Raw genomic sequence first — 14,964 nt, 5'->3', positions numbered from 1 at the left:
GGTGGCCGCTGAGCTGCGGCAGGGCGCCGAGGACATCGCCGAGAACTACGAGCGCTACTTCGGCGCGTAGTCATCTCCCGATCCCGTGATCATCAACGCCTCAGCCCGACGCCGGGCGGTCTGAGGCGTTGATGATCACGGGCGCACACACGAGCTTGGAGAGTGCATGGATTTCATCAACTGCGGCCACCGCGGCGCCATGAGCGTGTCGCCTGAGAACACCATGGAGTCGTTCCGGCTCGCCGTCGAGCAGGGCGCCAATGAGCTGGAGCTCGACCTCCGGCTGTCGAAGGACGGTGCGCTCGTGGTCATCCACGATGCGACCGTGGACCGCACCACCGACGGCAGCGGCGCGGTCAGCGACATGACCTTTGACGAACTACGCGCCCTGGACGCCGGCGGTGGCCAGCAGATCCCGTCGTTCGACGAGGTGCTCGCGGGCACGGACGCCCGGCTTCAGGTGGAGATCAAGGACCCGGACGTGGTCGACAACCTGGTCGACGTGCTGCAGCGCCGCCCCGACGACGCTGACCGGGTCTCCCCCACCTGCTTCGACCCGAAGACCATCTCCGTGCTGGCGGCACGCCTGCCGGGGTGCGTCGTCGGGCTGATCAACCAGACCGGGTCGACGGAGACGGTCGCCGAGGCACAGGAACTCGGCGCCCGCCGGGTCCTGTTCGGCTGGCCGGGGACTGATCAAGCACTGGTGACGCACGCCCAGGAACGCGGGCTCTATTACAACGTCTGGCTCGTGAACACCCCCGAACAGCTGTACGACGCGGCAGCGCTGGGAGTCAACGGCTTCACGACCGACTACCCACCGCTGCTGTTCGAGCACGGCTACACGATCAGCGACGGCCGGCTCGTCACTGCCTGAACGTAGCAGGCGCGGGGAGCGGGGCAAAGGGCTCACCAGGCTAAAGCCCAGCCGGGCCATAGATTGACCGAGCAAGACACGCTCAACGCAACCCACCGCCTGGTGATCCCTTCGCCCTGCTCCCCGCGAATCTCCCTTCGAGGACCGCCACGTAGAGCGCCGGTGACGCTGCCGCGGAGCCACACGAGCTGTGCGATCCCAGCGGCCGGGCCTCCTACTCGAAGAGGGCGTTGACCTCGGCGTTGGCGCCGGTCAGCGCGTCTGTGTCAGAGGAGAACGACATGATCGAGTCCATGGTGGATCCCATGATGGCCGTGACCTCGGCCCAGTTGTCGGTGATCGGCGCTAGGTACGTCGTGCCCTCCTCGACGTGGACCGTGAAGGATGACACGTCGACGCCGGACTCCTCGAACGCCGTCTGTGCCAACTCCGTCGACTCCTGGATCGCCGGGAAGACGACGGCGTGCTCGGCCACGATGTTCTGGCATTCCGCCGACGCCAGGAAGCTCACCCAGGCCCAGGCTCCCTCCGGGTTGTCGGTGCCGGCCCAGATCGAGTCGGCGAGCCCGTTGAACATGCTCGTACGTTCACCAGAGGGGCCGACCGGGGTCGGTGCCAGGCCGGTCTGCACATCGCTGAGCCCCATGTACGCGCCGGTATTCCAGCTGCCCTCGGTCACCATGGCGTAGGTGCCGGCGCCGTAGGACTCCATCATGCTCACGCCGGCCGTCGCCTGCTCGAAGCTAGGCATGTAGCCCTTCTCGATCAGACCGCGCCACCAGTCGACCATCTCGACGAACGCCGGGTCGTCGTAGTTGAACTGAGACCCCCACGGGTTCTCGTCCGTGTGCGTCCACCCGTTGCTGAAGGCGTACATGCTCCACTCGGTCTGCCCGAAGCCCTCGCCCGCTCCATTCAGGCCGAGCCCGTACACCTCTACGTTGTCCGGGTCGAAGCCGGGCTCGTCGCCGCGGACACCGTTGGCGTCGACGGTGAGCCGCGCGATGACCTCTTCGTAGCTGCCCCCGTCGTCGGGGTTCCAATCGAGGTCGGCCATGTCCTCCGGGGTCAGCCCGGCGTCGTCGAGCAACTCCTCGTTGTAGAAGACGGCCACGGTGTCCCAGTCCTTCGGCAGCCCGTAGCGCTCCCCCTCCTGGCTGATCCAGAGGTCGGCCAGCCCTTCGTGGTAGATCGACAGGTCGAGACCGTCGCGCTCCACGAACTCGTCGATCGCCAGCAGCTGGTTCTGCCCCGCGAACTGCGGGTAGCGGGACAGGTGGTCGGTGAAGACATCCGGCGCCGTCCCGCCGACGAAGCCGGTGGTGATCTTGTTCCAGTAGTCGTCCCAGCCGAACTGCTCGATATTGACGCGGACGTCCGGATTTGCCTCGTGAAACGCGTCGGCGCAGGCCTCATAGGCCGGTAGCTGGTTGGCGTCCCACAACCAGTAGGTGATCGTTCCACCTGCCGCGCTGTCGCCGTCACCTCCGCTACCGCCGTCGTCGCCGCCACATGCGGCCAGCAGAACCGGAATCGCGATCATCCCGGTGGAGCGTCGTAGTGCCTTTCTCATGGGAACCCCATCCCTTCATTGGGTGAGCGTGCCGTGGGTGAGTGCGTTGGGTCAGTGCGTTAAGTGAGTGCCCTGCGTGCGTGTCTGAGGCCGGAGTGCTTGGGTGAGTGCCCTGCGTGAGTGCCTTACTTGATGCCGCTGAAGCCGATGGAGTTGATTACCCTGCGGCCGAGCACGGCGAAAAGGATCATGATCGGAAGTGCCGCGATGAGCGTCGCGGCCATCAGGCCGGCCCAGTCCGGGCTGCCTTGCGGTGTCTGCGAACGGAAGACCCCGAGCGCGACGGTCAGCACGCGCACGTTCTCTTCCTGGCCGACCAGCAGCGGCCACATGTAGTCGTTCCAGGCGTTGATGTAAGTGAGGATGGCCAGCGTCGCGATCGGCGCCGAGGCCATCGGGATGGTCAGCCGGAAGAAGATCCTCAGGTGGCCGGCGCCGTCGATCATCGCCGCCTCCTCGATCTCCCGGCTCAGCCCGAGGAAGAACTGGCGCAGGAAGAACACGGCAAACGGCGTCATGAACAACGTCGGCAGCACGATCCCGGCGAACGTGTTCAGCAGGCCGAGGTCGCGGATCAGGATGAAGTTGGGCAGCGTGGTGAAGATCGGCGGCACCATAAGCGCGGTCAGAAAGAGGAAGAAGACCTTGTTCCGTCCCGGCCAGCGCAGCCGGGCGAATGCATAGGCCGCCATTGCGCAGAAGAACAGCTGGCCGACGGTGACCACGGTGGCGACGATGATGGAGTTGCGCAGGTAGAGCCAGAAGTTGACGTTCGCTCCGGAGCCACCCTCGGCCAGCGCCTCCTCGGTGGACGCCATGCCGAGGACACGCTGGAACGCGCCGAGCGTGAAGTCAGCGGGCAGCAGGGAGCCAGCCTCGGAGGCCAGCGATCGGTTGTTCGACAGCGACGTACGCAGCATCCAGTAGAACGGGAAGAGGGTGACGATCAGCAGGACGACGAGCGAGGTCCACGCCACCACCCGGCCCCAGTTGATCGGGGGACGGGGTGACGCGGCGCGATCCTGGGACAGCTCGGGACGCTGGGTTCGGGTCAGGACACTCATGCCTTCTTCACCTCCGATCAGGACAGGTCGGAATCGCCAGCGCGCAGCATCTTCAGCTGAGCCATGGCGACGCCGCCAAGGATGAGGAACAGGACCACCGAGATCGCCGCGGCATAGCCGAAGTCGAACCGCTCGAACGCGAGCTCGAAGATGTAGAAGTAGATGACACGGGTGGAGTCGACCGGTCCGCCGGCCGTCGTCACCGCGATCGTGTCGAAGATCTGGAACGAGCCGATGACGCTGAGGACCAGCACCAGCGCCATGATCGGGCGCAGCAGCGGAAGGGTCACCCGCCAGAACGTCCGCCACTCGGAGGCACCGTCGAGCGCGGACGCCTCATAGACGTACTTCGGGATCATCTGCAGACCGGCGAAGATCAGCAACGCCGTGTACCCCATGTGCCGCCAGACGTTGATCATGGCGATGGTGGGGATGGCCCAGGTCTCACTGCCGAAGAACGGGATCCGCCCCAGCCCGATCCAATCGATCAGCTGGTTGACGATGCCGAGCTGGTAGTCGAGCATCCAGAACCACACCAGAGCTACCACGACATTCGCCACCAGGTAGGGCAGCAGCACGAGGCCGCGGATGGTGACCGACTGCGTCAGCCGATGCAACAGGACGGCCAGAGCCAGCGCGACGACCGTCTGCAGGCCGATGTTGATGACGACGTAGAGCAGCGTGACCCGCAGCGAGTTCCAGAACAGCGGGTCGTTGAACAGTCGTTGGAAGTTGTCGAAGCCGAGGAACTGCGCGTCCCCGAGCAGCGAGTAGTCGGTCAGGCTGAGGTAGAAGCCCCGGATCGTCGGCCACAGGTAGAACACGACGAATCCGACCGCCGACGGGAGCAGGAACGCCAGGGCGACCCAGAGGTCACCGAGCCGGCGCGACCTCCTCGCGCCGGTCTTGATCGCGGACTGGGCACTGACCTGTGAACTCATCTCGGATCATCTCCTCACCTGGACCTGGGGTGCTAGGAGTCGATGCGGACGGCCTCGATGAGGACCAGCCGCTCGGGGTAGAGCGTCGGCGCCTGGACACCGACGCCGGAGATCACCTGCCCGGGGAGGACCACGCCGTCGGTCCACCACGGGAGCGTGGACCGCGCGGGCCCTTCCAACGTGTCACCCGGGGGAAGCGGCGCGAGCCGGTAGCGCTCCCGCGGGTCGAGGCCCGGCAGCCGCACCTGCCCGGCCGGCGCCTGCACGCTGGTCGCCGTCTGCACCATCGCGTAGATCGCTCGCGATCGGTCAGCGGACACCACCCCGTGGATCAGCATCGCCGGGTCGGCATGGTCCGTGCGAACCACGTCGCCGGTGTGCAGCAGCTCACGAACCTCCTTGTAGAGCGAGATCCAGCGGGCAAGTTCGGCGCGTTCCTCCGCAGACGCCGAGGTGAGATCCCATTCGATGCCGAAGTGGCCGAACAGCGCCGTGCCGGCGCGGAAGCCGAGGGTGTGGCTGCGCCCCGTCGTGTGCGACGTCGTGGCGCCCACGTGCGACCCGAGCAGCTCCGGCGGCACCAGCAGACCGGTCCAGCGCTGGATCTGCTGCCGCTCGAGTGCGTCGATGCAGTCCGACGTCCAGACCCGGTCGGTGCGCTCCAGGATGCCCAGGTCGATCCGGCCGCCGCCGGACGAGCAGGACTCGATCTCCAGGCCAGGGTGCCGACGGCGCAGCTCGTCGATCAGCCGGTACGCGGCGAGGGTCTGCCGGTGCACGCCGGCCGCACCGAGCGGAGCATGCCCGGCGTCGACCAGGTCGCGGTTGTGGTCCCATTTGAGGTATCCGATGCGGTACTCGGTCAGGACCGCGTCGAGCCGCTCGAGGATGTAGGCGTACGCGTGCGGGTTGCCCAGGTTGAGCACCTGCTGGTGGCGGGCCTCCGGAGGCATCCGGTCGCCGGTGGCCAGGATCCAGTCCGGGTGTGCCCGGGCGACGTCCGAGTCCGGGTTGACCATCTCCGGCTCCACCCACAGCCCGAACTGCATGTCGAGTTCGTCGACGTGGTCGATGAGTGGGTGCAGCCCATCCGGCCACACGGTCTCGTCGACATACCAGTCGCCGAGACCGGCATGGTCGTCGCGGCGGCCACGGAACCAGCCGTCGTCCAGGACGTACCGCTCCGCGCCCGCCTCGGCGGCGAGATCCGCGAGGTGCTTGAGCCGGTCGAGGTCATGGTCGAAGTAGACCGCCTCCCACGTGTTCATGGTGACCGGTCGCGGCGTCGTCGCCCGGCCGTCGAGTCCGCGCAGATGCTGGTGGAAGCGGTGCGACACCTCGTCGAGGCCATGCCCGTACGCCCCGTAGACCCACGGCGTCGTGTACTCCGCGCCGGCCTCCAGCCGGACCTCGCCGGGGAGCAGCAGCTCGCCGCCGGCCAGGACGGACTCGCCACGAGCGTTCCGCTCGGCGAGCACCCGGTGGTTGCCGCTCCATCCAACGTGCATCGCCCAGACCTCGCCGTTTCGGAAGCCGAACCCTTCCTCGCCGGCGGCGAGCAGCAGGGTGGCTTCCAGCCCGGTGCGGCCGCGACGGTTCTCCCGCAGGTGCGTGCCGATGCTGAACGGGGAGCGCTGCGGGCTGCGTTCGCGCAGATGCCGACCAGTCATGTCAAGCAGCTCAGTGGCGCTGGGCGGGACCGGCAGGGCGAGGGTCACACCGTCGACGGTGTAGTTGGACTCCCCTGTGTTGCGGACCGTCGCACGCTGCCTGACCAGGCCGGCACCCGTCACCCCGAGCTCGAGCGTCAGGTGGAGCCCGGCCGCGGCGTCGGTCGCGGTGACCGTCACCTGCTGTCCGGCACCGAGCGACGCCGCCGGCTCAGTGCTGGTGGCCGGCACGGAACCGGTGGCCGACGCGTCCGGCTGCGAGCCGGTCACCGACTCCACGGTGAACAGCGCGGAGAAGCCGCGTCCGTCACGGTGCCCGGACAGACCGGGAACGCCCATCCAGCCGCCGGCCGGCTCGGGCAGGACGGCCAGAGGGACGTCCTGATCGACGTCGTTCGTCACCGTCTGCGACCGCTGGCTCAACGCCACCGCGGCCAGGTCCCGCTCGTCGAGCTCCCCAAGGTCTCGGCCCCAGTAGAGTACCTGCGGCAATCGACGGTCCGGGCACTCGACCAGCAGGCTCACCCCCGCCGCTCGGCAGTGGACGAGGTTCTCAGGGGACAGGTTTGGCATGTGCAGCTCCGGCGAGTACAGAGTCGGGGTCGCTTGGGGAGTTAGTTTCGTAGCAGAAGTTATAGATGTCAATAGGGAACATGGATGTCACCAGAAGCCGCCATCTAGCCAGCCGCGCGCTAGATATCCCGGCTATATTTGTCGTTGCAGAATAAAACTGGCCCGCTAGACTGGGCTCCACACTCCCTGGAGGCACGTCCATGCACGTCGCGTCGCCACTGTGGAATGGCCTGACCGAACCCGCGCGCTCGGTGGCATTGGAGGTTCTCTACCACGGTCCGCTGTCCCGCGCCGAGCTGGCGCGGCGGCTGTCCCTCTCCGCCGGAAGCCTGACCCGGCTGTCCAAGCCGCTGCTCGACATCGGAGTCCTGTCCGAGGTCGGCATCCAGCCCGAGAACCGCATCGGCAGGCCGGCCGTGCTACTCGACGTGGTCCCCACCTCGCGGTTCTTCCTCGGCATCAAGCTGACCGGCGACGAGGCGCACGCTGTGCTGACCACACTCCGAGCGGAGGTGATCGCCAGTGAGCGCGCACCGCTCGACCGCCGCGAGCCAGCCGAGGTCGTGGCCACAATGAGCGGGCTCATCGGCAAGCTCGGCGACCGCGTGGACGGCATCTCAGCTCTGGGCGTCAGCCTCGGCGGTTCCTCCACCGACAACCTCACCGTCGCCAGGGCGCCGTACCTGGATTGGACCGACGTGCCGCTGGCCACGATGTTGACCGAGGCGACCGGGCTACCCGTCGTCGTCGAGAACGACGTCATCGCCGTCACCGAAGCCGAGCATTGGTTCGGGGCGGGACGCCAGTACGAGCGGTTCGCCGTGATCACCGTGGGCATGGGCGTCGGTTACGGGCTCGTCGTCCATGACAAGCTGGTCGCCAGCCCGGACGCCGGCATCGGCCTGATCGGCCACTTTCCCCTCGACTCGGCCGGGCCGCTGTGCCCGATGGGACACCACGGCTGCTCTTACTCGATGTTGTCGATTCCCGGGATCCGCTCGTCGATCTCGGTGGCACTTGGGCGCGACGTCACCTACGACGAATGCCTGGACCTCGCCGCGACAGGACACCCCGCGGCACGGCGGATCGTCGACGACGGAGGGCGTGCGCTGGGCCGGCTGATCGCGCTGGTCGCCAACCTCACCATGCCGAACAAGGTCATCCTGGCCGGCGACGGCGTCCGGCTGGCTCACGTCGGCTACGACGCCATGATCGAACGCCTGCACGAGGACCGCGACCCGCGGGCGAGCCGCGTCAACCTCGACATTCAGGCGTTCGACTTCTTCGAGTGGGCCCGCGGAGCCGCCGTCATCGCCATCCAGAACTACGTACTCGGCAACCTCCATCCGTGATCACGACCCGCGGTGATATCCGCTCGACGCAGTGTCGCCGGGGCTCCACTCGCCGCGACGCCGCCCGTCGTCCCGCTCGCCGCGACGCCGCCCGTGATCCCGCTGGTCAGGCCTACCGGCGGTTCACGCCTGGATCATGCAAGGCTCTTGTAGAGGATGCTGCACAGCCGGTCGTCGGCGGGATCGGCGGAGACACTGGTGCCGAACGCGAAGCCCAGCCGCGCGCTGTCCGGACGGCCCGGCTGCGCGAGCCAGACACCCATGCCTTCCGGCTCGCGGCGGTGCAGCTCGTGATAGTCGGTGACGTGGATCCGCTGCTCCACCTCTCCGGTCTGCCAGTCGACCCGGGTCAGGTGCGTGTTGCCCTTCCCCTCCGGCGGGTTGGAGTCACTGTAGATCTGCCCGTCCAGCAGATAGAGATAGCGACCGAAGCTGGCGTAACCCTGGAAGGTGGTCCCCACAAGCACGTCAGGTTGGGCCACGTCGGCGATGGGCGTGTAACTGGGGCGCTGCTGCCGTACGTGGTTCAGGTCGAACAGCCCGTATCGGAACCCTCCGTCCCGCCGGTAGCGCATGACGAGAGTGTTGTGGGCCGAATCCACGTTGCAGGTGGTGCGGTCGACGCCGGGCAACAGCTCCCGCCGCTGCAGATCCGGCGTACGGTCGGCATCGATCACCGCGCCGTCGGAGAACGGGAACCGCAGCAGGCGGGTGCCCCAACCACTACTCCCCTCGGTGACGGCGTCGACCTCGGTCCAGAGGTGTACAGAGGAACCGACTCTCTCCACGCCGATCGCCACACCGTGCCCGAATCGCTTGAGGTACATGTGCCCGAGCCTGTTGCCGTCGAGATCGAGGCGCGTCATCGTCAGATCGCCACGCGCGGCACGGCGGGCGTACTCCTCATCGCCGGGCTCGTCGCCGGGGAGTGGCGTACCGGCCTGGGTGATCTGGACGACGTAGACGTCGCCACCGACGCTGTCCACCGCAAACGACTGCATGATCGTGCGCTGGTCGTGCAGCTCCCGGTTGACGAACAGAGCATCGGTGGGAGCGTCCAGATCGAACGGATCCGAGGGTGGCAGCCTGCGGCCGGACGTCGTGGCGGCGGTGCCGGCCGCCGCTCCCAGCCCGACACCGGATGCGACGGCTCCGGTGACCGCTCCGCCGAGCCACAGGAAACGCCGACGGGTCAGCGCTCGAGATACGGCCGAGCCATCCATGTCACGATTGCCGGTCCGAATGGGCCAGTCAGCCATCGCCACTCCTTCTCTCATCCCACGGCGCGGGAGACGACATCTCATAAGTAGCGTTAATATTACTGATGATCACGTTAAGTACAAGACCCAGCGTGCCTAACTAACCCCGACGACGGTCCTGACACCACCCGAGCCGTGGCCAGCTCCGTTCCCCGTCATTCTCAAACATAACGCTTTCACCTGGGTCTATGAGATCCCTGGCGCGGGACGAACCGACAGATGACGTTCACTCCAAGGACATCTAAAATCTTATCGCCAGTTGTGTTAAAACCCGATCCACAGTGCTACCCGTCAGCTGCAGCGTCCGTGCCGCCAGGGGTAGTGTCATGCCGGACGATCCCTTCGTCACAGTGCGACACCGACCCGAGGAGTTTGACGATGAAACTCGGCATGGCCCTTCCGACAGCAGGCGCACACGCGAGCGCCGACGCCATCTCCCGCGTCACCGAGGAGGCCGAGCGGATAGGTCTCGACTCCCTCTGGTCGTTCGAAAGGCAACTCAGCCCCGTCGGCGAGGTGAGCATGGGCGGGAACACCTTCCGCATGCCGGAGATCTACAACACGGTCTACTCACCGCTCGAGGCGCTGGCTTTCGCCGCCGCGCGTACCAGCCAGATCCGGCTCGGCACCAGCGTCATGGTCGCGCCGCTGCACAATCCCGTCGCGCTGGGGCGCAGTCTGGCGACACTCGACAAGCTCAGCGGTGGCCGGATCGTCGCCGGTCTGGGCCAAGGGTGGCTGGACGAGGAGTTCGAAGCCGCCGGCGTGGACAAGAGCCGGCAAGGTGCTGGGTTCGGGGAGTTCATCGAGGCCCTGCGTGCCGTCTGGGGACCAGACCCAGTCAGCTATGAAGGTGCCCACTACAAGATCGCACCGTCGCAGATCAACCCCAAGCCGGTACAGGCCGGCGGGCCGCCGATCGTGGTCGGCGCGTCGTCTCCCTCGTCGATCCGGCGCACCGCACGGATGGGCCTCGGTCTGAATCCGATCTGGTTCGGTTGGGACGCCATCGAGTCGACGGTCCGGGCCTTCCACGAGGCCGCCCGCGACACCGGACACGACCCGTCCGTCCTGCCCGTCGTCATGCGAGTGAACGCCAACCCGGCCGCCAAGCCGGCGGAGGGCGGCGCTGCCCCTGACGGCTCGCCCGAGCAGGCCGCCGAGGCGCTGTCCCGGTTGGAGCAGATCGGCGTGACCGAGGTCTTCTGGCAGGGAGATGCCGAGGTGGACGAGCAGCTGGAGCTCATGAGCCGGCTGGTCGAGCTGAGTCGCCAGCGCGGGTAACCCCTCAGGCGAGCGTCGACTGCGCCGGGTCCCAGTCCACCGCCAACGGCTCCGGCCGGTCGACGCGGGAGCGAATCGTCACGAACTCACCGGTCTCCGCGGAGGTACTGATCGCCGTCATCATCTCCAGCACGTGCAGCGCCAGCTCGCCGGAAGCCCGATGCGGCACACCGGCACGGATCGACCGTGCCATGTCGACGACGCCGATCCCGCGCCCCAGACTAGTGCCCTCGATCGGCAGCTCCTGCCAGTCCTGCTGCCCCGTGGCGAGAACCGTCAGCGACCCGCGGAACTGGTTGGGATCCGGCACACTGAGGGTTCCCTCGGTGCCGGCGACCTCGATCATGTTCCGGTGCACCGACGAGTCGAAGCTGAACGTCGACGACGCGCTCGGTCCATCCGGGAAGTCCACCAGGGCGTTCACATGGGTCGGCACCTCGACGGCGAATCGTGTGCCCGCCTTCGGCCCAGAACCGATCACCCGCTCTGCACGGCCCTGCCGGCTTGTCGCCGCCACCCTGCTCGCCGCCCCGAACAGGGCCACCAACGTGCTCAGGTAGTACGGGCCTATGTCGAACAACGGTCCGGCGCCGCGCTGGTACAGGAACTCCGGACTCGGGTGCCAGCCCTCGGGTCCATGCGAGAGCAACGCGGCGGTCGCGGCCACCGGCGTCCCGATCACGCCCTTGTCGATCGCACGGATCGCCGACTGGATGCCGGAACCGAGCACGGTGTCCGGAGCACAGCCGATGCGCAAGCCCTGCTCGGCGGCCTCCGCCAGCAGCTTCTCGCCTTCCTCGACGTCCACGACAAGCGGCTTCTCGCCGAAGACATGCTTGCCAGCCGCCAGCGCGGCGCGCGCGACCTCACCGTGCGCCGCAGGAATGGTCAGGTTGACGACGATCTCCACATCGTCACGGGCGACGATCGTGCGCATGTCCCCCGCGTGCGGCACACCATGCTCGCCGGCTACCGCTTTCGCCCGATCCACGTCCAGGTCGGCCACCCCGACCACGCGGACATCGTCGCACTGTGCCAGGTTGGCGAGGTACTGCTTACTGATCACTCCAGCGCCGACGATCGCGACGCCCACCGGTCCACTGTTCATCTTCTCCGTGCTCCTCTGCCCGAACCTGTCATCTACCCGCGCCTGTCATCCCAGACCGTCCAACGCCGCCACGTATCGGTAACTCGCCTCCAGGGCGTCGAGCACGTCGGTGGCACAGCTGTCGAATTCCACTACCCGCCAGGCGTCCGGCGCTGCGGCGAGATACTCGGGAACCGGGATCGATCCTGTCCCGACCGCGACGTTGTGCCCGCTGCGCACACCCGGACCGTCCTTGACGTGCAACAGCCGCACCCGGTCCGAGTGCCGCCGTAGCAGCGCCGGGACGTCAGCGCCACCGACCGCCGCCCAGTAGGTGTCCACCTCCAGGAACACCTCAGGCGCGAGCAGATCGGCCAACGCGTCGAGCGCGTGCCGACCATCGACCGTCGACTCCAGCTCGTGCTCGTGGTTGTGGTAGCCGAGCTGAAGCCCGTGGGCCTGGGCCTTCTCCGCAAGGCCGTTGAGCAGATCCGCCACGCGCTTCACCCCGTCGGCGCTGGTGAACTCCTCCTTTGGGATACCGCCGGGGACGATCGCCTGGTCGGTGCCGAGAGTATTGATCGCGTCGAACACCTCCGCCGGCTCGGCGCCGCGCACCAGGTCCACGGCGTGTACGGCGCAGACGACCAGGCCGAGGTCGTCGGAGATCTTGCGGAACCCGGCGGGATCCTTCAGAGGCTCGAAAGGCTCCACCGCCCCGAAGCCGATCGCGGCGAGACGTCGCAGCACGCCGTCCCGATCCTCGGCGATCTGGTCACGGGCCGAGTACAGCTGAACGGCTAAGGGCTTGCTCATGCGGGGTTCTCCTCCATGGTCTTCGCGTGCGTTCTCTTTCCGATCGTCGATAGCCGCCTCCGGTGAACGCAGAGGTCAGCGTGCCCGGTGACGCCGACGACGTGCGCCCTAGTCCGTCGCGAAGGCGGCGTCGAACGCCTCCGACGGCGGGTCGAATAGCTGTGTGCGGATGTACTGCACCGCCTCGGCCGCGCCACGGAGCCGATCCATCCCCGCGTCCTCCCACTCGATCGAGATCGGTCCGTCATAGCCGATCGTGTTGAGCATCCGGAATGCGGCCTCCCACGGCACATCGCCGTGACCGGTGGAGACGAAGTCCCAGCCACGCCTCGGGTCCGCCCAGGCCAGGTGGGAGCCGAGCCGGCCGTTCCGGCCGTTGCCGACCTGCCGCTTCGTGTCCTTGCAGTCGACGTGGTAGATCCGATCCCGGAAGTCCCAGAGGAAGCTCACCGGGTCGATGTCCTGCCAGACCATGTGGCTCGGGTCCCAGTTCAGGCCGAAAGCCTCCCGGTGCCCGATCGCCTCCAGCGTACGCACCGTCGTCCAGTAGTCGTAGGCGATCTCCGACGGATGCACCTCATGCGCGAACCGTACGCCTACCTCGTCGAACACATCGAGAATCGGGTTCCATCGGTCCGCGAAATCCTGGTAGCCGGCGTCGACCACGTCCTGCGGCACGGGTGGGAACATCGCGACGTACTTCCAGATCGCCGATCCGGTGAAGCCGATCACGGTATCCACTCCGAGCTTGGCTGCCGCCCGCGCGGTGTGCTTCATCTCTTCCGCCGCACGCCGGCGGACGCCTTCCGGTTCCCCATCGCCCCAGATCCGGTCCGGCAGAATGCCACGGTGCCGGATGTCAATCGGGTCGTCGCAGACCGCCTGCCCCTTCAGGTGGTTGGAGATGGCCCACACCTTCAGGCCGTGTTTGTCCAGGATGTCCAGCCGAGACTGGACGTACGCGTCGTCCTCGACGGCACGCCATACATCCAGATGGTCGCCCCAGCAGGCGATCTCCAGGCCGTCGTATCCCCATTCCGACGCCAGCCTGGCGACCTCATCGAACGGCAGGTCGGCCCATTGCCCGGTGAACAACGTGATCGGTCGGCTCATGTTCGCTCCCTCGTCAAACCTTCGTAGCCCGACTTGCAGCGTCCTGCGGACAGCGGGTCAGAGCGCTCGCTCCGCAGGACGCCATAGATCTTCTTCGTGTTCACTGTACGATCTCGACCCATGCCTGCTTCGCCGCCGACTCCTGGACGGCGTCGGCGATCCGCGTGGCCCGTACGCCGTCGTCGAACGTGGGCAGGCCGTCGGGTGTGTCGCCGTCGAGTGCGGCGTACGTGTCCGCGACGAAATGATCGAAACAGTCCTGGTACCCCTGAGCATGGCCGGCCGGGACCCGCGCATAACGTGCGGCCGCCGGGGTGAGCGTGTCTGGGTCCCGGACCAGGACACTGCTGCGTTCCCGGCCGCCGTACCAGAGCAGTTCCGGGTTCTCCTGGTCGAAGCTGAACGTCCCCTCGGTTCCGGACACCTCCAGCAGCAGGCGGTTCTTCCGTCCTGCCGAGACCTGGCTGATCACCGCGGATCCGGCGGCCCCGGCGTCCGTCGTGAACTGCATGACGACGGCGTCTTCGGTGCCGACCTGCACACTCATGTCGCCCCGGCTCTGGTGGACCGTGCTGGTCTGCGCGGACACACGGGCGATGCGGTCGCCCGTCACGAACTCGAGGAGGTCGCACCAGTGTGAGCCGATGTCGCCGAACGCCCGCATCGGCCCGCCCAGCGCTGGGTCGACACGCCAGTTGTCATCACTCGGCAGCAACAGCCAGTCCTGAAGATAGCTGCCATGAGCGAGGACGACGCTCCCGATCTCGCCTCGCCGGACACGCTCACGGGCCTCACGGACCATCGGATGGAATCGGTAGACGAACGGCACTGTGCCGATGCGCGCGGCGGCGTCCGCAGCTCTGGCCATCGCGCTCGCCGTCTCCACGTCGGTGCTCAGCGGTTTCTCGCAGACCACGTGCTTGCCTGCGGCCAGAGCCGCGTGTGTCACCTCGGCGTGCAGGTGATTGGGGGTACAGACGTGCACCACGCCGACGTCTACGGCGGCGACGAGGTCCTCCAACGTCGCGAACGCATCCTCCGCCCGGAACTCGGCGCGTGCGGCGCGCGCCCGTTCGAGGCTGGACCCGACCACTCCGACGATGCGACCTCCGGCCACCTGCGCGGCACGGGCGTGGACCCGTCCCATGAACCCGGTTCCGACGATCGCCACTGGCCTTCGACCATCGGATGCGTCACTTGGCACGCTGGCCCTCCCGGTTGTGCGGCAATGGCGGCAAGGATGGTGCGGCAACTCGTGCCCGATACGCTGCGACACCGCCGCCTCGCGCCTGCCCGCGAACTCGACGGTCGGCGCCTCAGCGATGGCGGCCGGTATCCCTGACATCTTCTTCGCG

Annotated in this window: 12 protein-coding genes; 3 read left to right on the top strand and 9 right to left on the bottom strand. The window is 67.3% G+C overall.

What is annotated here, in order from left to right; genetic code table 11:
* Nucleotides 1–166: 166 nt before the first annotated feature.
* A complete protein-coding gene (locus ELR45_RS16070) occupies nt 167–877 on the top strand; it encodes a glycerophosphodiester phosphodiesterase (protein WP_129667301.1) in 711 nt (236 codons plus the stop codon).
* A gap of 214 nt (nt 878–1,091) precedes the next feature.
* Here ELR45_RS16070 and ELR45_RS16065 read toward each other — a convergent pair whose 3' ends face one another.
* From ELR45_RS16065 to ELR45_RS16050, 4 genes are all read right to left on the bottom strand, one after another.
* Nucleotides 1,092–2,450 (bottom strand): ABC transporter substrate-binding protein, encoded by a 1,359-nt coding sequence (locus ELR45_RS16065; RefSeq protein ID WP_129667300.1) that lies wholly within the window; start codon nt 2,448–2,450, stop codon nt 1,092–1,094.
* Between the two features lie 125 nt (nt 2,451–2,575).
* On the bottom strand, nt 2,576–3,514 hold the full coding sequence (locus tag ELR45_RS16060) for a carbohydrate ABC transporter permease (protein ID WP_129667299.1): 939 nt from the start codon (nt 3,512–3,514) through the stop codon (nt 2,576–2,578).
* Nucleotides 3,515–3,531: 17 nt separating this feature from the next.
* Nucleotides 3,532–4,455 (bottom strand): carbohydrate ABC transporter permease, encoded by a 924-nt coding sequence (locus tag ELR45_RS16055; RefSeq protein ID WP_129667298.1) that lies wholly within the window; start codon nt 4,453–4,455, stop codon nt 3,532–3,534.
* Between the two features lie 32 nt (nt 4,456–4,487).
* Nucleotides 4,488–6,698 (bottom strand): alpha-galactosidase, encoded by a 2,211-nt coding sequence (locus tag ELR45_RS16050; RefSeq protein ID WP_129667297.1) that lies wholly within the window; start codon nt 6,696–6,698, stop codon nt 4,488–4,490.
* Nucleotides 6,699–6,898: 200 nt separating this feature from the next.
* Between ELR45_RS16050 and ELR45_RS16045 the strand changes: the two genes are divergently transcribed.
* Nucleotides 6,899–8,050 (top strand): ROK family transcriptional regulator, encoded by a 1,152-nt coding sequence (locus ELR45_RS16045; protein ID WP_129667296.1) that lies wholly within the window; start codon nt 6,899–6,901, stop codon nt 8,048–8,050.
* Nucleotides 8,051–8,184: 134 nt separating this feature from the next.
* Here ELR45_RS16045 and ELR45_RS16040 read toward each other — a convergent pair whose 3' ends face one another.
* A complete protein-coding gene (locus tag ELR45_RS16040; RefSeq protein WP_129667295.1) occupies nt 8,185–9,309 on the bottom strand; it encodes a phage baseplate protein in 1,125 nt (374 codons plus the stop codon).
* Between the two features lie 378 nt (nt 9,310–9,687).
* On the opposite strand from ELR45_RS16040, the gene ELR45_RS16035 reads away from it, so the two are divergent.
* Complete coding sequence (locus ELR45_RS16035) at nt 9,688–10,593, top strand: TIGR03619 family F420-dependent LLM class oxidoreductase (RefSeq protein WP_165367820.1); 906 nt, start codon at nt 9,688–9,690, stop codon at nt 10,591–10,593.
* A 4-nt stretch (nt 10,594–10,597) separates the two neighbouring features.
* On the opposite strand, the gene ELR45_RS16030 is transcribed toward ELR45_RS16035, so the two are convergent.
* The 4 genes from ELR45_RS16030 to ELR45_RS16015 all read right to left on the bottom strand — a co-directional run bounded on the left by ELR45_RS16030 (nt 10,598) and on the right by ELR45_RS16015 (nt 14,756).
* Nucleotides 10,598–11,701, bottom strand: a complete 1,104-nt coding sequence (locus tag ELR45_RS16030) for a Gfo/Idh/MocA family protein (RefSeq protein ID WP_129667293.1) — start codon at nt 11,699–11,701, stop codon at nt 10,598–10,600.
* A 45-nt stretch (nt 11,702–11,746) separates the two neighbouring features.
* Nucleotides 11,747–12,496, bottom strand: a complete 750-nt coding sequence (locus ELR45_RS16025; protein WP_129667292.1) for a sugar phosphate isomerase/epimerase family protein — start codon at nt 12,494–12,496, stop codon at nt 11,747–11,749.
* A gap of 108 nt (nt 12,497–12,604) precedes the next feature.
* A complete protein-coding gene (locus ELR45_RS16020) occupies nt 12,605–13,609 on the bottom strand; it encodes a sugar phosphate isomerase/epimerase family protein (protein WP_129667291.1) in 1,005 nt (334 codons plus the stop codon).
* 100 nt (nt 13,610–13,709) lie between these two features.
* Entirely contained in the window at nt 13,710–14,756 is a 1,047-nt protein-coding gene (locus tag ELR45_RS16015) for a Gfo/Idh/MocA family protein (RefSeq protein ID WP_420813895.1), read from the bottom strand.
* Between the last annotated feature and the right edge of the window lie 208 nt (nt 14,757–14,964).

Source organism: Phytoactinopolyspora endophytica (genome assembly GCF_004138495.1).
GTDB classification, from domain to species: domain Bacteria; phylum Actinomycetota; class Actinomycetes; order Jiangellales; family Jiangellaceae; genus Phytoactinopolyspora; species Phytoactinopolyspora endophytica.
This window is presented reverse-complemented; position numbering and strand designations above follow the sequence as displayed.